Annotated in this window: 22 protein-coding genes and 1 tRNA gene; 10 read left to right on the top strand and 13 right to left on the bottom strand. The window is 66.6% G+C overall.

Going from position 1 to position 20,718, the window contains the following annotated elements; translation table 11 throughout:
- Positions 1-169 precede the first annotated feature (169 nt).
- The 5 genes from ACVJ6E_RS05830 (at position 170) to ACVJ6E_RS05810 (ending at position 6,491) form a co-directional block, all read left to right on the top strand.
- Complete coding sequence (locus ACVJ6E_RS05830; RefSeq protein WP_120267442.1) at positions 170-1,960, top strand: methyl-accepting chemotaxis protein; 1,791 nt, start codon at positions 170-172, stop codon at positions 1,958-1,960.
- Positions 1,961-2,361: 401 nt separating this feature from the next.
- Positions 2,362-3,783 (top strand): circularly permuted type 2 ATP-grasp protein, encoded by a 1,422-nt coding sequence (locus ACVJ6E_RS05825; RefSeq protein WP_120267441.1) that lies wholly within the window; start codon positions 2,362-2,364, stop codon positions 3,781-3,783.
- Between the two features lie 6 nt (positions 3,784-3,789).
- Entirely contained in the window at positions 3,790-4,737 is a 948-nt protein-coding gene (locus tag ACVJ6E_RS05820; RefSeq protein ID WP_067216405.1) for an alpha-E domain-containing protein, read from the top strand.
- A 79-nt stretch (positions 4,738-4,816) separates the two neighbouring features.
- Positions 4,817-5,638 (top strand): transglutaminase family protein, encoded by an 822-nt coding sequence (locus ACVJ6E_RS05815; protein ID WP_067216407.1) that lies wholly within the window; start codon positions 4,817-4,819, stop codon positions 5,636-5,638.
- A 121-nt stretch (positions 5,639-5,759) separates the two neighbouring features.
- Complete coding sequence (locus ACVJ6E_RS05810; RefSeq protein WP_067216409.1) at positions 5,760-6,491, top strand: proteasome-type protease; 732 nt, start codon at positions 5,760-5,762, stop codon at positions 6,489-6,491.
- Between the two features lie 25 nt (positions 6,492-6,516).
- Here ACVJ6E_RS05810 and ACVJ6E_RS05805 read toward each other — a convergent pair whose 3' ends face one another.
- The 3 genes from ACVJ6E_RS05805 to ACVJ6E_RS05795 are packed head-to-tail and all read right to left on the bottom strand — an operon-like array spanning position 6,517 to position 9,637.
- Positions 6,517-7,215, bottom strand: a complete 699-nt coding sequence (locus ACVJ6E_RS05805) for an ATP-binding cassette domain-containing protein (protein WP_245165077.1) — start codon at positions 7,213-7,215, stop codon at positions 6,517-6,519.
- Between the two features lie 2 nt (positions 7,216-7,217).
- Entirely contained in the window at positions 7,218-8,405 is a 1,188-nt protein-coding gene (gene devC, locus ACVJ6E_RS05800; RefSeq protein ID WP_208996616.1) for an ABC transporter permease DevC, read from the bottom strand.
- Positions 8,402-9,637: an HlyD family efflux transporter periplasmic adaptor subunit gene (locus ACVJ6E_RS05795; RefSeq protein WP_120267439.1), complete on the bottom strand. Its 1,236-nt coding sequence runs from the start codon at positions 9,635-9,637 to the stop codon at positions 8,402-8,404. The genes devC and ACVJ6E_RS05795 overlap by 4 nt, the downstream gene beginning before the upstream one ends.
- A 61-nt stretch (positions 9,638-9,698) precedes the next feature.
- Between ACVJ6E_RS05795 and ACVJ6E_RS05790 the strand changes: the two genes are divergently transcribed.
- Complete coding sequence (locus tag ACVJ6E_RS05790) at positions 9,699-10,367, top strand: TetR/AcrR family transcriptional regulator (protein WP_120267438.1); 669 nt, start codon at positions 9,699-9,701, stop codon at positions 10,365-10,367.
- 21 nt (positions 10,368-10,388) lie between these two features.
- On the opposite strand, the gene ACVJ6E_RS05785 is transcribed toward ACVJ6E_RS05790, so the two are convergent.
- A complete protein-coding gene (locus ACVJ6E_RS05785; protein ID WP_120267437.1) occupies positions 10,389-11,246 on the bottom strand; it encodes an endonuclease/exonuclease/phosphatase family protein in 858 nt (285 codons plus the stop codon).
- A 152-nt stretch (positions 11,247-11,398) separates the two neighbouring features.
- On the opposite strand from ACVJ6E_RS05785, the gene ACVJ6E_RS05780 reads away from it, so the two are divergent.
- Entirely contained in the window at positions 11,399-12,286 is an 888-nt protein-coding gene (locus ACVJ6E_RS05780; RefSeq protein ID WP_120267436.1) for a hypothetical protein, read from the top strand.
- Positions 12,287-12,348: 62 nt separating this feature from the next.
- Positions 12,349-12,744, top strand: a complete 396-nt coding sequence (locus ACVJ6E_RS05775; protein WP_120267435.1) for a hypothetical protein — start codon at positions 12,349-12,351, stop codon at positions 12,742-12,744.
- Between the two features lie 98 nt (positions 12,745-12,842).
- Here ACVJ6E_RS05775 and ACVJ6E_RS05770 read toward each other — a convergent pair whose 3' ends face one another.
- The 4 genes from ACVJ6E_RS05770 to ACVJ6E_RS05755 all read right to left on the bottom strand — a co-directional run bounded on the left by ACVJ6E_RS05770 (position 12,843) and on the right by ACVJ6E_RS05755 (position 16,073).
- Entirely contained in the window at positions 12,843-13,637 is a 795-nt protein-coding gene (locus tag ACVJ6E_RS05770; RefSeq protein WP_120267434.1) for an ATP12 family protein, read from the bottom strand.
- On the bottom strand, positions 13,637-14,317 hold the full coding sequence (locus ACVJ6E_RS05765) for an HAD-IA family hydrolase (protein ID WP_491676441.1): 681 nt from the start codon (positions 14,315-14,317) through the stop codon (positions 13,637-13,639). Before ACVJ6E_RS05765 ends, ACVJ6E_RS05770 begins: the two co-directional genes overlap by 1 nt.
- A 15-nt stretch (positions 14,318-14,332) precedes the next feature.
- Positions 14,333-15,343: an RluA family pseudouridine synthase gene (locus tag ACVJ6E_RS05760; RefSeq protein WP_120267432.1), complete on the bottom strand. Its 1,011-nt coding sequence runs from the start codon at positions 15,341-15,343 to the stop codon at positions 14,333-14,335.
- A 127-nt stretch (positions 15,344-15,470) separates the two neighbouring features.
- Positions 15,471-16,073, bottom strand: a complete 603-nt coding sequence (locus tag ACVJ6E_RS05755; RefSeq protein ID WP_120267431.1) for a TetR/AcrR family transcriptional regulator — start codon at positions 16,071-16,073, stop codon at positions 15,471-15,473.
- 146 nt (positions 16,074-16,219) lie between these two features.
- Between ACVJ6E_RS05755 and ACVJ6E_RS05750 the strand changes: the two genes are divergently transcribed.
- Positions 16,220-16,618: a RidA family protein gene (locus tag ACVJ6E_RS05750; RefSeq protein WP_120267430.1), complete on the top strand. Its 399-nt coding sequence runs from the start codon at positions 16,220-16,222 to the stop codon at positions 16,616-16,618.
- Positions 16,619-16,644: 26 nt separating this feature from the next.
- Here the strand turns inward: ACVJ6E_RS05750 and crcB are convergent, their stop codons facing one another.
- The 5 genes from crcB to ACVJ6E_RS05725 form a co-directional block, all read right to left on the bottom strand.
- Positions 16,645-17,031 carry a fluoride efflux transporter CrcB gene (gene crcB, locus ACVJ6E_RS05745; RefSeq protein ID WP_120267429.1) on the bottom strand — a complete coding sequence of 129 codons (387 nt, stop codon included), beginning with the start codon at positions 17,029-17,031 and terminating at the stop codon, positions 16,645-16,647.
- Between the two features lie 109 nt (positions 17,032-17,140).
- The gene (locus tag ACVJ6E_RS05740; protein ID WP_120267428.1) at positions 17,141-17,569 is read right to left on the bottom strand and encodes a VOC family protein; all 429 of its coding nucleotides are present in this window, start codon (positions 17,567-17,569) and stop codon (positions 17,141-17,143) included.
- 37 nt (positions 17,570-17,606) lie between these two features.
- Positions 17,607-19,019 carry a magnesium transporter gene (gene mgtE / locus ACVJ6E_RS05735; protein ID WP_120267427.1) on the bottom strand — a complete coding sequence of 471 codons (1,413 nt, stop codon included), beginning with the start codon at positions 19,017-19,019 and terminating at the stop codon, positions 17,607-17,609.
- 241 nt (positions 19,020-19,260) lie between these two features.
- Positions 19,261-19,347: transfer RNA gene (locus tag ACVJ6E_RS05730), tRNA-Leu, on the bottom strand.
- A gap of 126 nt (positions 19,348-19,473) precedes the next feature.
- Positions 19,474-19,740 carry a FliM/FliN family flagellar motor switch protein gene (locus ACVJ6E_RS05725; RefSeq protein WP_067216448.1) on the bottom strand — a complete coding sequence of 89 codons (267 nt, stop codon included), beginning with the start codon at positions 19,738-19,740 and terminating at the stop codon, positions 19,474-19,476.
- A gap of 120 nt (positions 19,741-19,860) precedes the next feature.
- Between ACVJ6E_RS05725 and lipB the strand changes: the two genes are divergently transcribed.
- The gene (gene lipB / locus ACVJ6E_RS05720) at positions 19,861-20,571 is read left to right on the top strand and encodes a lipoyl(octanoyl) transferase LipB (RefSeq protein WP_120267426.1); all 711 of its coding nucleotides are present in this window, start codon (positions 19,861-19,863) and stop codon (positions 20,569-20,571) included.
- Positions 20,572-20,718: the final 147 nt, after the last annotated feature.

The following is a 20,718-nucleotide window of genomic DNA, read 5'->3' as shown; positions in this document are numbered from 1 at the left end:
TGCGCCGTTTCAGGCTCGGTGACACCGCGCGGCTCAATGTCCTGCCTCCATAGCCGGGCAGCGCGAATAAAAGTTCTCGGTTCCTGAAACTTAGCCCGCCCCCTTTCACACATTTTTCAATTGTCACCGTCACCCTCCGTAAAGTTATCAATGCCTCGCGGAGGTTATTATGCGCATAATTACCTACATCCTTGCAGGGGGATGTGCGGCACTGGCGACGTCGGTCGCCCTGATCTACTCCGTCAACGAAACAAGTGTCGCGACGCAGCACGTCGCCGAGGCAATTGATCTCAAGTACAAATCATATCTGCTCGCAGATGAAATGCGCCAGGGGTCGGACGATCTCACGCGGCTCGCGCGAACCTATGTCGCGACAGGCGATCCCGCCTACGAGCAGCAATACAACGACATCCTCGCCATTCGTGACGGCAAGAAGCCCAAGCCGGAAGCCTATCACCGGATCTACTGGGACTTCGTTGCAGCCGGCAACGCCAAGCCCCGCCCGGACGGCCAGCCGGTCGAACTGCTCGGCGAGATGCGCGCCCTCGGCTTCACCGAGGCGGAATTCGACCTGCTGAACGAGGCCAAGAAGAACTCGGACGGTCTCGTCGCGCTCGAGGTCGAGGCGATGAATTACGTGAAGGGCCTGGACAAGGACGGCAAGCCCATCAGCGCCGACGATCCCCTCTACCCGATCCGGATGCTGCACAGCAGGCAGTATCACGAGTTCAAGGCCGGGATCATGACGCCCGTCGACAAGTTCTACCAGCTCATGGAGTCGCGTACCCAGGCAGCGGTAGACGAGGCCGAGGCATCCAGGAGTGCGGCCCAGACGCTGCTGTTTGCCAGCGTTCTGGCAACACTCATGACGCTCGCCGGTATTGTCGGCATCGTCTATTTCCGGGTGCTGCGGAGCATGAACGGCCTCGGCGACGAGATGACGGCCGTGGCGTCCGGCGAGATCGATACCAGCATCCGCGCGCTCGGGCGCAAGGACGAGATCGGCGAGATGGCGGTTTCGCTGGAGGCCTTCCGCCAGTCCCTGATCGACAAGCGGCGCCTGGAAGAACGCCAGCTGGAAGAGGCGGCGGCGATGAACCAGCGCCTCGCGGAAGAACGCAACCGGATCGCCAGCGGCTTCCAGACGCGGGTCTCCTCGATCTTCAAGGACCTGGCCGGTTCGGTCCACGACCTGCAGAGCATGTCCAGCACGCTGAAGCAGTCCGCACAGGCAACGGACACGGAGTCGCGCAGTTCCCTGGCGGCGACCAACCAGGCAGGCTCTGCGGCTCAGACCGTGGCGTCGGCGACGACGGAGCTGACCTCGTCGCTTGCCGAGATTTCCTCGCGCATCGCCAATGTAAAGCTGCGGATCGGCTCCGCGACAACCATGTCGTCGGAAGCGAGCGAGAACATGACCCGTCTCGACCGGATGGCCGAGAGCATCGGAACCGTCATCGGCCTGATCCAGGACATCGCCGAGCAGACCAACCTTCTCGCACTGAACGCCACGATCGAGGCAGCGCGTGCCGGAGAATCCGGAAAAGGCTTCGCCGTCGTCGCAGCGGAGGTCAAGACGCTTGCGAACCAGACGGCACGCGCCACCGAGGACATTCGCAACCAGATCGAGGCCATCCAGACGTCCACCACCTCGTCGGTCACGTCGATCAACTCGATCAACAACATCATGATCGAGATCCAGGGCTTCATCGACGACCTTGCCTATTCGGTCCAGCAGCAGGAAGAGGCCACGGGCGAAATCGCCCAGGCGGCACAGGTGTCGACGAGCAACACCGAAACCCTGACCCTGTCCGTCAACAAGGTCGGTGAAATGACCCAGGACAACAGCCAGCTGGCCGACAAGCTGCAGGATGAAGCGGAGACGCTGAACACGCGCGCCAGCCAACTGCAGACGGCCATCGACAACTTCGTCACGGAAGCGAGCGGCAAAGCCGCCTGACCCATCGGCTCCGCACCGACACTTGAGGACGGCTTCATCGCGAAGCCGTCCTTTTTTTGTCTTCCGGGCAGTTGCAATGCGCCCCGGAAACCGAGCGCCGCTCTCCGGCCGCATTTGACGCGAGCCGACAACCCGTTAAGCTTGATCAAACGGTTCGTGCCTCTGCGGCCGGTCCCGAAAGGCACTATCCTGGGCATGCACTGACGCAATTTCGGACTTGGAGGAAAACCCCGCACTTGCAAACATGACCTTTGCAGATCAACGGGATGACCGGTACGGCAACACTCGCATTGCCGGCGGGGGCGGTGTCCACCTCCCTCGCGCCACGAGGCCGCCCTCACCGGACCAGGAACGACAGAAGACAACAACACGACAGCGCGGACGAGGGGTTGGAGACACGCATGGGGGAGAGCACCATTTTCAACGAGATGCTGACCGCCGACGGCAAGCCCCGTGCGCCCTACAGGCGGCTCGCCGAATGGTTCAACACCCTCTCCCCGGCGGACATGCGCAAGAAATCGCGCGAGGCAGAGACGATCTTCCGTCGCCTCGGCATCACCTTCGCCGTCTACGGCACGTCCGAGGCCACCGAACGGCTGATCCCCTTCGACATCGTCCCGCGCGTGCTCTCGGCGTCCGAATGGCGGCGCCTGTCGGCCGGCATCGACCAAAGGGTGCGGGCGCTCAACGCCTTCCTCTATGACATCTACCACCGCCAGGAGATCGTGCGGGCCGGCCGGGTGCCGGCGGAGCTGATCCTGCAGAACGAGGCGTTCCTGCCGGAGATGATCGGCTTCACCCCGGCGCGCCGGGTCTATGCCCATATTATAGGCACCGACCTCGTGCGCGTCGGCGAGGACGATTTCTACGTATTGGAGGACAACACCCGCACCCCGTCCGGCGTCTCCTACATGCTGGAGAACCGCGAGACGATGATGCGGATGTTCCCCGAGCTGTTCCAGCAGAACCGGGTGGCACCGATCGAGCACTATCCGGACATGCTGCGCGAGACGCTGGAGAGCGTCGCGCCGGAGAACTGCGACGGCGACCCGACCGTCTGCATCCTGACGCCGGGCATCTACAACTCCGCCTATTTCGAGCATGCCTTCCTCGCCGACACGATGGGCGTGGAGCTGTGCGAGGCGCGCGACCTCTATGTGGAGGACGGCAAGGTGTGGATGCGCACCACCCGGTCGCCGCAGCGGGTCGACGTGATCTACCGGCGCATCGACGATGCCTTCCTCGATCCGCTGACCTTTCGCCCCGACAGCATGCTCGGCGTGCCGGGCCTGTTCGACGCCTACCGGGCGGGCAACGTGACGATCTGCAACGCGCCGGGCACGGGCATCGCGGACGACAAGGCGATCTATGCCTATGTGCCGGACATCATCGAGTTCTATACCGGCCAGAAGCCGATCCTGAAGAACGTGCCGACCTGGAACTGCGCCAAGGCGGACGACCTCGCCTATGTGCTCGACCGTCTGCCGGAGCTGGTGGTGAAGGAGGTGCACGGCTCCGGCGGCTACGGCATGCTGATCGGCCCGACCGCCTCCAAGCGCGAGATCGCCGAGTTCGCCAAGCGGCTGAAGGCCAATCCCGCCAACTACATCGCCCAGCCGACCCTGGCGCTGTCGGCCTGCCCGACCCATGTGCAATCGGGGCTGGCGCCCCGCCATGTCGACCTCAGGCCCTATGTGCTGGTCGGAGACAAGGTGCGCATCACGCCCGGCGGCCTGACCCGCGTGGCGCTGAAGAAAGGCTCCCTGGTGGTGAATTCCAGCCAGGGCGGCGGCACCAAGGACACCTGGGTTCTGGAGGACTGACGAAACATGCTCGGCCGTACCGCCGCATCCCTGTTCTGGACCTCGCGCTACAACGAGCGGGCGGAGAACATGGCCCGCCTGCTGGAGGTGGGATACCGCATTGCCATGACGCCGCGTCTGGGCCAGGACGCCGCCGACGACTGGCGTTCGACCCTGGTCAGCGCCGGCTGCGACCAGGGCTTCTTCAAGAAGCACGAGGAACTGACAAAGCGCTCCGTCGTCTCGCACATGCTGTTCGACCCGGAAAACCCCTCCTCCGTCCGCTCCTGCATCGAGGCGGCCCGCAACAACGCCCGCTCGGTGCGCACCGCCATCACCGGCGAGATGTGGGAGAGCCTGAACACGACCTATATCGACTTCATGGAAGTGCGCCCGCAGCACATGACCGACGACAAGCTGCCGGGCTTCCTGACCTGGATCAAGCAGCGCTCCATGCTGTTCCGCGGCGCCATGCTCGGCACCTTGATGCGCGACGAGGGCTACCACTTCTCGCAGTTCGGCTGCTTCATCGAGCGGGCCGACAACACCTCGCGCATCCTCGACGTGAAATACTGGATCCTGCTGCCGGACAACGAAGTGGTCGGCGGCGAGCTCGACCGGTACCAATGGTCGACGATCCTGCGGTCGGTCTCTGCCCATCGCAGCTATCGCCACGCCTATCGCGATGCGCAGATCCGCCCGTTCAACATCGCCGAGTTCCTGATCCTGCGAAAGGAGATGCCCCGCTCGCTGGCCTATTGCTACGACTGGATCACCGAGAGCATGGAGGGGCTCACCCTGCGCTACGGCGAGCGGCCGATGAGCTACGACATGGCCCAGCGCACCCACGAGTTGCTGGACCAGGGAACCATGCGGCAGATCTTCCAAGGGGGACTGCACGAGTTCCTCGGCAACATGATCGCGAGAAACAACGGACTAGGCGCGCAGCTCGCCGCGGACTACCACTTCGCCTGACAGGAAACGCGAACCGAACGATCGGAAGCCGGCGGCGACAAGACGCGAAGCCGACCGAACACGAGGAAGCCCGAGAGCCATGCGCCTCAACGTCAGACATGTGACCCGCTATCGGTACGAGCACCCGCTCGCCCATATGGTCCAGCAGCTGCGCCTGACGCCGCCGAGCCTGGCCGGACAGAAGGTGATCTCCTGGACCATCGACGTGCCGGGCTACGAGCGCTCTGCCCGCTACATCGACGCCTTCGGCAATCCGGTCGCCATCGTCAGCCACCGCGAGGCGATGAGCGAGCTGACCATCGCCGTCGAGGGCCTGGTGGAAACGCAGGACCGCGCCGGCGTCGTCGGCCACCCGCGCAGCCCCGCCCCCGACAACGTGTTCTGCCGCTTCACCTCGCTGACCCGCGCCAACCCGGCGATCCGCCGGCTGGGCGCCATCGCCGAGCGCGACGGGCCGGACGCGGTCGCCGGCTTTCACGACCTGATGCACGCGATCCGCGACAAGGTCGCCTATCGCACCGGCGTCACCGAGGTGCACACCACCGCCGCCGAGGCGCTGAATGCCGGCGAGGGCGTGTGCCAGGACCACGCGCATATCTTCATCGCCGCGGCCCGCACCATCGGCGTGCCGGCGCGCTATGTCTCCGGCTACATGCTGCTGGAGGGCGGGCAGGATTCGGAGGCGCATCACGCCTGGGCCGAGGTTCTGCTGCCGCAGCTCGGCTGGGTCGGCTTCGACATTTCCAACGGCATGTGCCCGACGGACCGCTACATCCGCCTCACCTGCGGGCTCGACTCGCGCTCCGCCGCGCCGATCCGCGGAATCCGCATGGGCGGGTCCGGCGAGAACATGGATGTGGAAGTGGCGGTTTCGCAGGAATCGCAGCAATCTCAGCAATAGGACCGTTGCCGGAACGGCAGCGAACCTGTCAAATCTGCCGGAGCCGGCGCAACGCGCGAATCGTCGCCGCGCGCGATCCGGCCGGGCGCGCGCCCTTCCCGTTTTCGGAGACTGCCTGATCATGACCTATTGTGTCGGTCTGAAGCTCGATCGCGGCATCGTGATGGCCGCTGACACGCGCACCAATGCCGGGCTCGACAATGTCGCCACCTTCAAGAAGCTGCATGTGTGGGAAAAGCCCGGCGACCGGGTGATCTGCATGATGGCGGCCGGCAACCTGGCCGTCACCCAGTCGGTGGTGAGCCTGCTCAGCGAGCGGCTGAAGAGCGAGGATCCGGGCCGGCCGACGCTGCATTCGGTGGACACCATGTTCCAGGCGGCGCGGCTGGTGGGCAGTGCCGTGCGCGACGTGCGCGCCATCGACGGCGAGGCGCTGGCCGCCAATTCGGAGAGCTTCAGCGTCACCTTCCTGCTGGGCGGCCAGATCAAGGGCGAGGCGCCGCGCCTCTTCCAGATCTATTCCGCCGGCAACTTCATCGAGGCCTCCGCCGACACGCCCTTCCTGCAGATCGGCGAGCACAAATACGGCAAGCCGATCCTCGACCGGGTGACGCAGGCGGACATGCGCCTCGGCCAGGCCGCCAAGCTCGTGCTGCTGTCGTTCAACTCGACGCTGCGCTCGAACCTGTCGGTCGGCATGCCCATCGACATGCTGCTCTACAACACCGACAGCTTCTCCGCCCATCGCCAGACCCGCATCCGCGAGGACGATCCCTATTTCGCGGACCTGTCGCGCATGTGGTCGGAAAAGCTGCGCGACGCGGTGGCCGAGATTCCCGACTTCGAGATCTGACGCCCTTCCCTCTGCCTCACGCCGCTCACCCCTCGACGATGCGGCCGTCCTCCATCCGCACGATGCGGTCGGCAAGGTCGAGGATACGGTTATCGTGGGTGACCATGAGGGTGGTGGTGCCGCGCTCGCGGCCGAGCCGGCGCAGCATCTCGACGACGGCAAGCCCGCTATCGCGGTCGAGCGCGGCGGTCGGCTCGTCGGCCAGCACCACCGGCGGATTGCCGACCAGCGCCCGGGCCACGGCAACGCGCTGCTTCTGCCCGCCCGACAGGTTGCCCGGCAGGTAGTCCACCCGCTCCGACAGGCCGACGAGGCCGAGCACATGGCGCGAGGCCTCGCGCCAGTCGCCGGCAACCCGGTCCCCGTGCACCGCGAGCCCCATGCGCACGTTCTGCAGCGCCGTCAGGCTTTCATGCAGGTTGTGCGCCTGGAAGATGAAGCCGAGGTCCCGCCGGCATGCGACGAGATCATCCTCGCTGGCGCCGTTGAGCTCGCGCCCGAGCAGCGCCACCGACCCGGCCTCGACCCGGCGCAGGCAGCCGATCAGGGTGAGCAGCGTGGTCTTGCCGGAGCCCGACGCACCCATCAGCACCACCAATTCGCCGTGCCGGATCTCCAGGTCGATGTCGAACAGCACCTGCTTGCGCGCTTCGCCCGTCCCGAACCAGTGATCGAGACCGCGCACGGCAATGGCCACGGACCCGGACGCCATATCGCTGCCCATGATCAGAACAGCTCCGCCGGATTGGCCCGCGCCAGCCGCCGCGTGGCGATGGCGCCCGAGAGCGCGCACATGGCGAGCGTGCCGAGAAAGACCAGGACCGGCCGGCCGGCGGGCATGAAGATCGGCAGGCCGGTGCCGGCGGCGACCGCCGCATAAAGGCCGAGCGCAACGAGCACCCCCGGCACGAAGCCGAACAGGGCGAGGATGAACGCCTCCTCGAAGACGATGCCGAGGAAGAAGCGCTGCGGATAGCCCATCGCCTTGAAGGTCGCATATTCGCGGATGTGGTCGGCAACGTCGGTGGACAGCACCTGGTAGACGATGATAACGCCCACGAGGACGCCGATCACCACGCCGAAGCCGAAGACGATGCCGACGGGCTTTTGCGTCGTCTGGAAGCGCTGGTCGCGGGCGGCGGCCTCGTCCAGCGTCCACACCGCGCTGTCGGAGGCCGGCAGCGCCGCGCGCAGGTCCGCAAGTACCGCCGTCAGGTCGGCACCCGGTGCAAGGCGCACCAGCACGTAGTTCGGCGCGCCCGGCAGGCGAGCGGGAAACAGGCGCAGGAAGGTCTGGTCGGAGACGACGAGATAGCCGTCGGCGGAAAAGCCGCCGCCGATCTCGAAGGTGCCCGTCACCGTGATCTCCCGCCCCCGCGTCTCGAAGCGATAGGGCGTGCCGGCCTCGATGCCGGCGAACAGGTGGCCCGGCACGTTGCGGGTCTTGCTGTCCATCAAGGCGGTGTCGGGCAGCATCAGGCTCTCGGCCTGGCGGGCGAGCAGAGGATCGCTGAAGGGCGCGCTGGTCGGGTCGATGCCGAACAGGTCCATGGTGCGGATGGTGCCGTCCGGCTGCTTCCAGTCGATGCGCCCGTAATAGAAGCCGGTGGCGGAGGCGACGCCCTCCACGCCCAGCGCCTGATAGAGCCGGTTGCGCGGCAGCGGGCTGCCGTCGAACAGGGTGTTGGCGTCGGATGCGGAGATGAGGACGTCGCCGTTCAGCACCGTGTAGGGCAGACGGATGCTCTCCACCAGCGCGCCGAGGAAGCCGAGCTGCATGAAGATCAGCACGTTGGCGAAGGCAACGCCCGACAGCGCGGCGGCCAGGCGCCCCTTGTTGTGCACGAGCTGCAGCCAGCCGATGGGCAACCGGCCGAGCAGCGCGGTGAGCATGGGGGTAAGCGGGCCGGTCACGTGCCCTCTCCCGTGCTGATGCGGGCGGTGACCTGCAGGTTGGTGAAGCGGCGCACGCGCGCAATGTCGGCCGGATCGATGGCCACATAGACCTTGATCACGCGCGCATCGGTGCGCGCGGCCGGATCCGCGCCGGTCGCCGTCTGCCGCCCGACGTCCCAGCCGATCCGCTGGACCGTGCCCGCAATCGTGCCCTCGAAGGCCTCGCCGGTGATGGCGACGGCATCGCCCGTCTTCACCGCGCCGATCCGCGACTGGTAGATCTCGATCTCGGCCATCATCTTGTCGATGTCGCCCATGTCGAGAATGCCGCGCTCGCCCGGCCTTTCGCCGGGGCGGACATGGATGTCGAGAACGACGCCGCCGGCGGGCGCCAGAACCTGCGAGCGCGCAAGGTCCGCCTGCGCCAGGGCAAGGGCGGCCTGCGCGGCATCGATGTTGCGCAGGGCAACGGCGATATCCGCCTGGGCATCCGGCGTGTCGGCAAGGTAGCGCCCGAGCGTTGCGCGCGCGCTTTCCACTTCCTGCTCCGCCGCGTCCGATCTTGCAACCGCGTCGTCATGGGTGGCGCGGGTGACATGGCCGCGGGCGAGAAGCTCCTGCGAGCGCGCCAGATCCCTGCGCGCGGTGGTGGCGGCCACCTCGGCCCGCTGGAGCCCGGCGCGCGCCTCCTCCCGGCTGGCGGCGACGGAAACCCGCTGGCGGGCCAGCTCCGCCTGGCGCTGGCGCACGGCGGCCTCAGCCGAGGCGAGAGCTGCCAGAAGCTGCGGACGGTTGTCGAGCTCGGCCAGTGGCTGGCCCTGCGCGACCGCCTCGCCCTCCGCCACCAGCAACCGCGCGACACGAGCATCCCCCGCCCCGAAGGGCGGGGCGACGGTGACGACGAACCCGTCGGGCAGCAGGCGGCCGAGACCGAAGACGGCGGTGGTTTCCTGCACCGTTGCCGCAGACATGGACGCGCGCGGCGCGCCCGTATCGACGACCGCGAAGGGCAGGATCCCCCGCGCCTGAAGCGCAGCGCCGGCGGCAATGCCGCCGCCGATGAGAACCAGCCCGAGCGCAAGACTACGCAGGCGGGAGAGGATCGGCCATAGTCGCCGGCGGGACGCCCCGGAGCGCGGCGACTCGCGCCGCACCACCGCCAGCGGCAAGTCGGACGTCTCGCCGGACGATGCGGCGGGGTGCGAAGGTTCGGCTCGACCGCCCGCAGCAGGGCTCGAGGTTGAGGACATGACACGATCCTGTTAATGACTGGAAAGTCATTAACAGTACGCAACGGGAAGTGCAAGGACGATGACGGAGAGCGATTCCGCCGCGGAAACACCGAAGCCCCGGCGCCGGCGCAAGGAGGCCAGGCCCGGCGAGATCATCGATGCGGGACTTCAGGAGTTTGCCGAGAACGGCTTTGCGGCGACGCGGCTGGAGGATGTCGCCAAACGCGCGGGCGTCGTGAAAGGCACGATCTACCGCTATTTCTCCAGCAAGGAGGAACTGTTCGAGGCCGCGCTCGCCTCGCGCATCACCCCCTTCTTCGACGATGTGGCGGGGCTGGTCGCGGCCTATCCCGGCTCGTCGGAAGAGCTGGTGCGCACCGCCCTGCCCCGCATCTACAAGGCGCTGTTCGAGGACGGGCTGCACGTGTTGATGCGCATCATCATCACGGAAGGCGGGCGCTTTCCCGCGATTGCCGAGCTGTACCATCGCCGCGTCATCAGCCGCGGCCAGGAGGTAATCGCCGCCCTCGTGCGCCGGGGCGTCGAGCGCGGCGAGTTCCGCCGCAGCGCGCTGACCGACCTGCCGATCGTCGTCGTCGCTCCGGCGGTGATGACCATCGTGTGGAAGATGACCTTCGACCGGTTCGAGCCGATCGAGACCCGGCGTTTCCTCGCCGCCCATGTCGACATGGTGCTGGAGGGCCTGCTGGCGAAGGACAAGGGCGAGCCGCCAAGGGCGGGAGGCTGACGGACGCGGGGCAAACGCGGCTCACGCCACCTCTTCGTCCCAGTCCATCTCGTCGGCCTTGTCGTAGCCGTCCATGTTCCACACGGCGTCGTACTGGATCGGAGCGTGGTCGTTCTCGTCCCAGCCGTCATACGGGTGCATGGGAGGATCGGCCCGGCTCACCGTCACGCCGCCATTGTGCCACATGTAGTCGAGCACCGACGAGTTGTACCGCGCGCCCCGCGACTTGAAGGTCGCGGGCATACCGGGCGGTCTGCGCTCCCATCCCCACATCGCAAGCTCGCGCTCCGTCTCAGCCGGAAAGGCCTTGTAGGGGATGTTCATGTCGCCGATCAGCACCGCCCGTTGCCGGTAGTTCCGGTAAAGGTAGATGCAGCTCTCCAGAATCTCCTGCCGCGCAAGATCGCGGCGCGCCGACTTGGCGTGCAGCCCTCCCACGACCAGCGTCCCGCCTTGCAGGACGATCATCGGCCGTACCCAGTCGCGCTCCCAGTAGAACTCTACGCGGTTCCCGAGCCCGGTCAGTTCCGGCAGGCCGTCATTCCAGATCGCAATGTAGTTGCAGGGACCGACCCGGCCGCCATTGCCCTCGAACCAATGGAAGGAGCCCTGCATGTTGCACCGTCGCAGGCCGAAACTCCGGCTGAGCCGTGTCGCCAGCGTCCGGGCGAAGTCTTCGCCGCCGGTTTGCCGCTGCGCGACCTCCGCAAGGATCAGCACATCGAACTGCGAGACCGAGAACCAGCTTTCGATGGTCCGCATCACGTAGTTGCTGCGCCGAAGCATCTGGCTTTCGAACACCGCCTGCCCCTCTTCGGGCAGCACATTGTGCTTCTCGATGTTCCAGAAGCCGACAGTCAGATAGTCCCGGCCGCGCATTCGCAATCCCTCCGAACGGTCAGAAGCTGCCGGCCAAGAAAATCATCCGCACCCGTTAATTGCAACAGTATGAAATACAATTTTTGATATTGAACACCTCCGCACCCCTTGATAGCGTTCCGTAACGTTTCAGCCAGAAGGTGTGCCCTCAAATGAAAGATCTCTACGCCCGGGCCCTGACCAACCAGCTCTACGCCGCCGAGACGGACACTGTCGTGACCGTACAGGTCTACAACAACCTTCCGGTGAAGATCGCGGTCTACAACTCGACCAGCACCGGAGCGCGCCAGCTTCTCGGCCATATCTCGCCGGGCTCCAACGCCCCCGTCACCGGGACCGATGGCGACTATCTGGTGATCGCGTCGGCTCTCAGCGGCAGCTTCATCAGCGCCTATGCGCTGAACACCAGCGAGAGCAGCTACACGGTCGACAATTCGGTGCTGACCTCGCCGAACAATATCGGCTCGATCCCCGTGCCGACCACCGATGTGCTGGTGCCGGTGAACTCGCCGCTGGTGATGGTCGCGATCTCCACCATCACGCCGGACGGATCGACCACCAACTACATCACCCGCGAGCAGTACTGGAACCTGCAGGGCGACAGCTACAGCCTGAGCGTCGGCGAGAGCCGGACCGTGAGCTACACGGTGGTTTCCGGCCGCCAGACCACCTCCTCGACCCAGGACACCGTCGGCGCGAGCATCGGCGTCGACGCCCATGCGGGCTGGGGACCGATCTCGGCCGGCATCTCCGCCAGCCTGAATGCGGAATCGACGACCTTCCAGCAGGTGACGGTCAACGAGCAGAACACGTCCTACATGTCCGACACGGTGACCAATTCCGGCACCGACGACCTGGCGGTGCTGCGCTGGCAGATGACGGACGTGATCACGATCTTCTCGCCGAGCTACCAGCCGCTGGCCTCCATCGTCAGCGGCCTGAACCCGATCATCGTCAAGAGCTACAATATCTCCGACCTCATCGCGCCCGAGGTCCCGACGGATGTCATGATGCGCAAGATCCCCGTCGCCATGGGCTGAACGACCGCCGCCGGCCTCCGAACCGGCGGGCCCGCCCCGTCCCTCAAGCAAGGACCGCCAACATGAGCTGCTGTGATGCCAGCCTCGTCAAGATCGTCAATAACTCCGGCACCGACTTCACGGTCACCGCATCCGACGGCGTGGTCGGCAACCTGCATGACCTGGACAAGGGCACGACCATCGCCAACCAGGGCAGCGCCAGCGGCACCGCCTATTCCAGCGGCGGCACGGAAGGCAACTGCTCGGGCTATGTGACGGTCACCACCTCCAACGGCAGCTATTCCCTGACGCTGAACTACGCCTTCACCGCCGCGAACAAGCGCGGCTCCTGCCCCTGCACCGCCGCCTCGCAGGATCAGGTGACGACCGCCAACTATGTCGCCACCGCAGTGGCGACGACCGGCTCCAGCGACGGCACGGCCAGCACCGTGTGGACCATCACCACCCAGCTCACCTAGGCGCAAGGCCGCCCCGCCCGGCGGCGGCCCGAATGCACGACGGCCCGCCGGATCGCTCCGGCGGGCCGCTGGTTCCCGGCTCTTGCAGGCTGTGCCGATCAGCGGCTGCCGGTCCTGCCGCAAACGGCAAGGATCAGCGCGGCCGCATCGAAATCCCGGCGGCGCGAGGCGCGCAGCGCAGCCGCTTCCGGGTCCTCGCCCCAGTGCTCGATGTTCCAGTCCTCGTCGACGAAGGCAGCCGCCCAGGCCTCGTCGGCCGACAGCTCGCCCTCCATCAGCGCCAGCGCCAGCAACGCCGAGCCGCTCAGCGTCGTTGCGACATGCAGCGCCGCAAGCGGCAAGGGCGAAAGCGGCGTGAGTGCTTCACGGATGCGCGCCAGCAGCGCCGCGTCCTGGCGCACCGGCATGATGCCCTCTGCCAGCACGAAACGGCCGCCGAAGCGGTCTTCAGCCCAGGCCAGCACCGGCCCCCAGATGGCGTTCTGCCGCTCGACCAGCGATTGCGGGGTTTCCGCCCGATAGAACAGCAGATCGTTGCCGGCATAGGCGGCGACGTCGTCGGCGACCTCCCCGGCCCGCTCCGGCACCGCATCGATGGCCACATTGGCGATGCGGGTGAGCGGCATGGTGGCGGGATCGATCTCCTTGCCCTGCGCGTCCCATTCGCCGGCGATGCCACGGGCGATCTCTTCCTCGGCAAGCGCCAGAAGGTTGCGCCCCGTCGTCTTCACCGGGCGTCCGTCGAGCTGCACCGCGTGCAACCCGTCATCCTGCCGCGCGACCTGCACCTCCTTGTAGAAGCGCTTTGGCAGCTCGCGGCGGGACAGGGCCCTGGCGCGCTTGACCGGATCGATGGTGCTGCCGGCCTCGATATCGCTCAACAGGTCGCGCATCACGCAAGCTCCCTTTCTTCCATGTCGCCCCAGCCGAGCAGAGTGCCCAGCGCCGGCACGAGCTCGTCGAAACGATCGAGAATGCGCGCCGCGCCCGCTGCCTCCAGCCGCGCCCGCGGATGGTAGCCCCAGCTGACGCCGAGCCCCGCAACGCCGGCCGCACGCGCCATCTCCATGTCGAAGCCGGTATCGCCGATCATCACCGTGCGCGCCGCCTCTGCCCCCGTCTCCGCCATCGCCTGCAGGATCATGCCCGGATGCGGCTTGGACGGCGCCTTGTCGGCGGTCTGGATGGTGATGAACCGCCCCTCGAGCCCGTGGCTTTCCTGCATGTGGTGGACGCCGCGCATGGCCTTGCCGGTGGCGATGCCGAGCAGCACGTCGTCGCGGGCCGAAAGCGCGTCGAGCGCCTCGCGCGCGCCGGGATAGAGCGGGTCGTGATCGAGCCCGGCAAGCCGGCGGGAGACCTTGGACTGGCGATAGGCCTCGGCCATCGCAGGCACCAGATGATGATGCTCGGGCGCCGCCAGCTGCCGGAAGGCCACTTCCAGAGACAGGCCGACGATCGAAAGACCCGCCTCGCGCGAGGGCGGTGCGAGACCGACGGCCTCGAACCCGACGGCAAGGCCGTGCAGGATGGTGTCCTGGCTGTCGACCAGCGTGCCGTCACAATCGAAGATGACCAGATACAGGGCCTACTCCTCCGGGTCGTTCGTCTCGGGATCGTACTGCGAGGCATCGAAGCCGAGCAGGTTCCAGCTCTGCTGCATATGCGGCGGCAGCGGCGCCGAGACATCGATGGTGCCGCGCCCCGAAGGATGCGGAATGACGATGCGACGGGCATGCAGATGCAGCTTGTTCTGCAGGCCGCCGGGGAACTCCCAGTTCTCGATGTTGAAGTATTTCGGATCGCCGACGATGGGATGATGGATATGGGCGGTGTGGGCGCGCAGCTGGTGCGTGCGGCCGGTGATCGGCCGCAGCGAGACCCAAGACACCTTCGGCCCGGCATTTTCCACCACCGAATAGAGCGAGACGGAATGCTGTGCCTCGTCCTCGCCGTGGCGCGCAACGCGCATGCGCTCCTCGCCCTCGTCGCGGGCCAGATAGGTGGACACGCGGCCCTGGCGGGGCTTCGGTACACCGGCGACCAGCGCCCAGTAGATCTTGCGGGTCTGGCGGGCGCGGAAGGACTTGGCCATCTCGGACGCGGCCTTGCGCGTCTTGGCCAGCAGCAGGATGCCGGAGGTCTCGCGGTCGAGCCGGTGGACGAGACGGGGCTTCTCGCCCTTCTGGTCGCGGAACGCCTCGAGCATGCCGTCGAGATGGCGCGTCAGGCCGGAGCCGCCCTGCACGGCCAACCCGGCCGGCTTGTTCAGCACCATGACCTCGCGGTCCTCGTAGAGGATCATCGCCTCGACCGCCTCGCGGTCGCCGGCCACCAGCTTGCGCGGCTTGGGCTTGGCGTTGGCACTGTCCTTCGCCGCCACATGGGCATCGACGGTGAGCGGCGGGATACGCACCACCTGGCCGGTGCCGACGCGGGTGGAGGTTTCCGCGCGCTTGCCGTCGACGCGCACCTGGCCGGTGCGCAGCAGCTTCTGCAGGTGGCCGTGGCCGAGGCCCGGATAGTGGGTCTTGAACCAGCGGTCGAGCCGCATGCCGGCCTCGTCCGAGGTGACGGTCTTCTGTTCGATACCGGACATGATGCTTCCCGTTGCAGGAAAGGGCCCGCGCGCTGATCGCAGTTGCTCGCCCCACCCCTTTTTCAAGCGCCCTACCTAATCCCGACGCCGCCCGAGGGCAAGCGCAGCATGGTGCCGGCGCAGCGCTTCACTGCCCGTCCCTGCCCCGCAGCAGCCCTTCCGACATCGCCTGGAACGCTTCGACCGCCCGCGGCAGGGCCGAGCGCGGGTCCTCGCTCGCCGCGACCCAGAGCGCGGCGTTGAGCGCGGCACCGCTCAGCAGCCGCGCGGCGGCGTCCACATCGACAGGCTTCATGATGCCGGCCTCGACCAGCCGGGCGACCGTCTGGCGGGTGCCCTGCAGGCAGGCATTCTGGCTCGGCCATTGCGACGGGTCGCCGAGAAACGCCGGCCCGTCCAGCAGCACGATGCGCTGGACCTCCGGATCCAGCGCCATCTCGATATAGGCGGCCCCTTCCGCAAGCAGCCCCTGCCAAGCGTCGCCGAGCCCCGCCCCGACCGCCTTAGCCCGGGCGGCCATCTCGCCGTCGACCTGGGCAACGACGGCCGCAAGAAGCCCCTTCTTGTCGCCGAAATTGTGGTAGAGCGCGCCGCGCGTCAGGCCGGCCTCCGCCGTCAGCTCATCCATCGAGGCCGCAGCGAACCCCTTCTCGGCAAAGGCCTTCCGCCCCGCCGCGATCAGCTTCGCGCGGTTTTCCTCCATCGTCTCGGCACGCCGTCTTGGCGCCATCACCCGCACTCCATCCAGATACGGAGCGTATGCCAGTTGACATACGCCCCGTATGTGAAATTATACATACGAAGCGTATATCAAATTCCCGCGCTCCGGTCAGCCCCGCAACGGGCGACCGTCACGCCAGCAAAAAGGCCGCCATCATGACCACCCCTGCCCCCGTCTTTCCCGCAAACCGCCATGCCCTCTACGAAGCGCACGGCTATTCCGCCGCCATCCGCTCCGGCGACCTGCTCTTCGTCTCCGGACAGGTGGGCAGCCGCGAGGACGGCTCGCCCGAGCCCGATTTCGCCGCGCAGGTGCGCCGCGCCTTCGCCAATCTGGAGGCGACGCTTGCCGCAGCGGGCTGCAGCTTCGCCGATCTGGTGGACGTGACCACGTTCCACACGGACCCGGAGGCCCAGTTCGCGACGATCATGGAAGTGAAGAACGAGATCTTCCCGAAGGCGCCCTATCCGAACTGGACGGCGGTCGGCGTCACCTGGCTCGCCGGCTTCGACTTCGAGATCAAGGTGATCGCCCGCATTCCGGCGAAGAACTGACGCCGGACGCGCGAAGAGCGGCAGGATCAAGCGGCCGTCAGCGTGCGCATCACCATCAGCCCGGCGAACAGCGCGGCAATCGACACCACGACCGAAACGGCGGCGTAGAAAAGCGCCGTCGTCGCCTCGCCGCGCTCCCACAGGGCAACGACGTCGAGCGAGAAGGCCGAGAAGGTGGTGAAGCCGCCGAGAAAGCCGGTCGCCAGGAACAGCCGCAGGCCCGGCCCCACCCCGTCCGGGCGCGAGGCGAGCCAGCCCACCAGCAGCCCCATCGCCAGCGAGCCGACCACGTTGACCGTCAGCGTGCCGGCAGGAAAGCCGGGGCCGAAGGTCCTGAGCGCGGCGAGATTGACGAGATGGCGGCCGGCCGCTCCCAGTCCGCCGCCCAGCGCCACCAGAAAGAGGTGCTGCATACCTAGAGCCCTTTCGACCAATTCGCAGTCAATTCTGCTTCTCGACTGGGGCGGCGATCCGGCGTCGAAACGGTCGCCGCGCGGTGCCGTAGCATCGGCCAAACGGGCTCTACCCCATGAAATTCGCCCAGAGCGGCGGGGCCGCGAACTCCACCACGTTGCCGTCCGGATCGTCGACATAAAGGCTGGTGCCGCCGGCCGGCCAGGTCACCTCGCTGCGAAGGGGAACACCGCAAGCGGCAAGATGCGCGCGCCACGGATCCAGCTGATCCGCGGTGATGCGGAAGGCGAAATGGGCCGGTCCGTCACTGTGATGGCCGGGAATGACGCCGCCGTCGGTCTCGACATCCTCCGCGGTATGCCCGCGCGCGAAGACCAGCAACGTCTCGCCGGGGCCCGCGTCGTAGGCACAAAGGCGATCGCCTCCCACCATGCGCTCCAGCCCGATGACGCCCGCGTAGAAGGCGTGCGCCTTTTCGAGGTCATCGACATAGACGGCGGTTTCCAGGATGCCCTGAAGCGGCGGCGGTGTCGGCATGACGATTCCTTTCAATCCTATGCCGGGCCACAGTGCCTCAAAGCGGCAGGCCGAACCAGAGCGCCGCGATGCCGAGGAAGGCGAAGAAGCCGATGACGTCGGTGACCGTGGTCACGAAGACGCTGGAGGCAATCGCCGGGTCGACGCCCGCCTTTTCCAGCGCCACCGGAATCAGCAGTCCCGCCACACCGGCGAAGAACAGATTGATGGTGATGGCCATGGCAATGACCACACCGAGGCCCGGATTTCCCGACCACAGGGTCGCGCCGGCGCCCAGCAGGACGGCGAGCGTCATGCCGTTCAGGAACGCCACCAGCACCTCGCGTCGCAGCACGCGCAGCATGTTGCGCGCCGTGAGCTCGCGGGTGGCCAGCGCGCGCACCGCAACGGTCATGGTCTGGGTCGCCGCGTTGCCGCCGAGGGACGCGACCACCGGCATCAGCACCGCCAGCGCCACCATCGCGGCAATCGGCGCCTCGAAGAAGGAAATCACCGTGGCCGCAAGGCCGGCGGTGCACAGGTTGACCAGGAGCCAGGTCAGGCGCGAGCGTGCCGTCACCAGCACCGTATCGGAGATTTCCTCGTCGCCAAGGCCGGCAAGACCGCGAAGGTCCTCCTCCGCCTCTTCCTGGATGACGTCGACGATGTCGTCGATCATCAGCATGCCGACCAGGCGGCCGGCATCGTCGACGGCGGCGGCGGAAACGAGGTTGTAGCGCTCGAAGGCACGCGCCACGTCTTCCCGGTCGTCGGTCGCCCTGAAGGTCTGCGGGTCCTCCGTCATGATCTCGGAGATCTTCGTCGCCCGCTTGGTGCGCAGGATCTTGTCCAGCGGCACCGAGCCGATCAGGCGGAAGCCGGGATCGACCACGAAGATCTCGTGGAACGTGTCCGGCAGGTCCTCCGTCTCGCGCATGTGGTCTATGGTCTGGCCGACGCTCCAGAACGGCGGTACGGCGATGAAGTCCGTCTGCATCAGACGGCCGGCCGATTCCTCCGGATAGTCGAGCGAGCGCTGGAGCTGGATTCGGTCCGAATAGGGCAGCTGTTCGAGAATCGCTGCCTGGTCCTCGGCATCGAGGTCTTCCAGAATGTAGACCGCGTCGTCCGAATCGAGTTCGCCGATGCCTTCGGCAAGCGTGTCGGAGGGCAGATTCTCAAGAATGGAGAGGCGGACGGCCTCGTCCAGCTCGGTCAAGGTGGCGTAGTCGAACTCGTCGCCCAGCAGCCGCACCAGCGGGACGCGGTTGTCGGCCGGCAGCGCCTCGATCAGATCGGCGACATCCGCCTCGTGCAGATCGCCGGCAAGGCCGATCAGGGCGGGCGTATCCTCGGCGGCGATTCCCGCCTCGATCAGGGCAAGGAAGTCGGCGCTGATGCGCCCGTCCTCGTCACGGACGGCCGGAATCTGGACGGTTTCGGGAATGTCGGTGTGGTCGGCCTCGGTCACGCAAGTGCCCCCTCTCGCCTGCCGCAAGGTTTGCCCGCCCGCCGCAGAATGAAACCCGTCGCCCTTCCTTGAGAAAGACGCCCGAACCCAGTCCTAACATGGGAATTGCGACAATGCTGCGCCGCATCCGATGATTTCGCAGTTGCTCACGGCGAAAATCGGGCGAGATCTGCCTTCACGAGGATTTTTATAGGCTGGCGAAAGACACAAAAAAACCCGGCATATCTGCCGGGTTCTTTTTTGGTGCGGTCGAGAAGACTCGAACTTCCACGGGTTTTACCCCACAGCGACCTCAACGCTGCGCGTCTACCAATTCCGCCACGACCGCTTGTCGTTTCCGCTGCGCTCCATCGGCTCAGCGGAGCCCTCGTCTAGCAAATAGGTTTTTCCCGCGCAAGCGCTTTGCGACAGGATATTCACAAGGGGAAAGTTGCACGTCGCCCCAAGGGCAGTATCACAGAGCTCCGCTCATCCGTGCCGGGCGAGCCTCGGGCGGGCGCATCAGGACCTCGGTGACGGAAACGCCGACCCGCTCGCCCTGCAGAACGACCTGTCCGCGGGCAATGGGAATGTTGTTGGCGAGGATCTGGACGTCGTCCTCCTCGCGCGACATCAGCTCGATCACCGCGCCGCGGCCCATGCGCAGCAACTGGTGAATCGGCATCTCGGCCTTGCCGAGCACGACCGAGATCTCGATGGAAATATTATCGAAAGTACCCATATGACCACCGGACCGATGTCGCTTGGCAATGCCGTCGGCTTCATTCTATACGGGCCGATGCCGCCCCGTCCGCCGACCTTGGCGGGCGTCTGGTTAACAAACTCCTAACGGACTTGCAAAATGACAGAGCGTGCGGAACTGGCCGGCTCCTTCTTCCCCAGCGCCGGCTCTCCCCCCGTCGAATGGGCGATCAGCGACGAGCCGGTCGCCTACGAGGTCGCGCTGGAAGAGATGGAGCGGCGCGTCGCCGGCATTGCCGAGGGCACGATGGCCGAGCGGGTCTGGTTGCTGGAGCATCCCGCGCTTTATACGGCCGGCACCAGCGCCAAGGACCAGGACCTGATCGCGCCCGACCGCTTTCCCGTGCACAAGACCGGACGCGGCGGCCAGTTCACCTATCACGGGCCCGGACAGCGGGTCGCCTATGTGATGCTCGACCTCAAGCGCCGCCGGGCAGACGTGCGCGCCTTCGTCGCCGCGATGGAGGACTGGGTGATCGGCACCTTGTGGGAGCATCATGTGCGCGGCGAACGGCGCGAGGACCGCGTCGGCGTGTGGGTGCCCCGCCCGGACAAGGGCGCCACCCGGGAAGACAAGATCGCCGCCATCGGCATCCGCATGCGCAAGTGGGTCAGTTTTCACGGCCTGTCGCTGAACGTGGACCCGAATCTCGAGCACTTTTCCGGTATCGTGCCCTGCGGCGTCACCGAGCACGGCGTGACGAGCCTCGTCGATCTCGGCCTGCCGGTGACCCTGGCCGATGTCGACATCGTGCTGCGGCGCTGCTTCGAGGAACGGTTCGGCCCGACCGTATCGGTTCCCCCTCTGTAAGCCGCCCTCCCCCTGGCGACGACGAGATGCCTCGGAACTGCACCCCCGCCATGCCGGTTTGAGCGATTGCGATTGCCGGCCGGCTGGCCTACCCATGCCGGCAACCAATTCCGGCGGACCCGACGGGCCGCCACAGACCAGCGAGCC

This window comes from Stappia sp. G46H5W (assembly GCF_058448995.1).
This window is presented reverse-complemented; position numbering and strand designations above follow the sequence as displayed.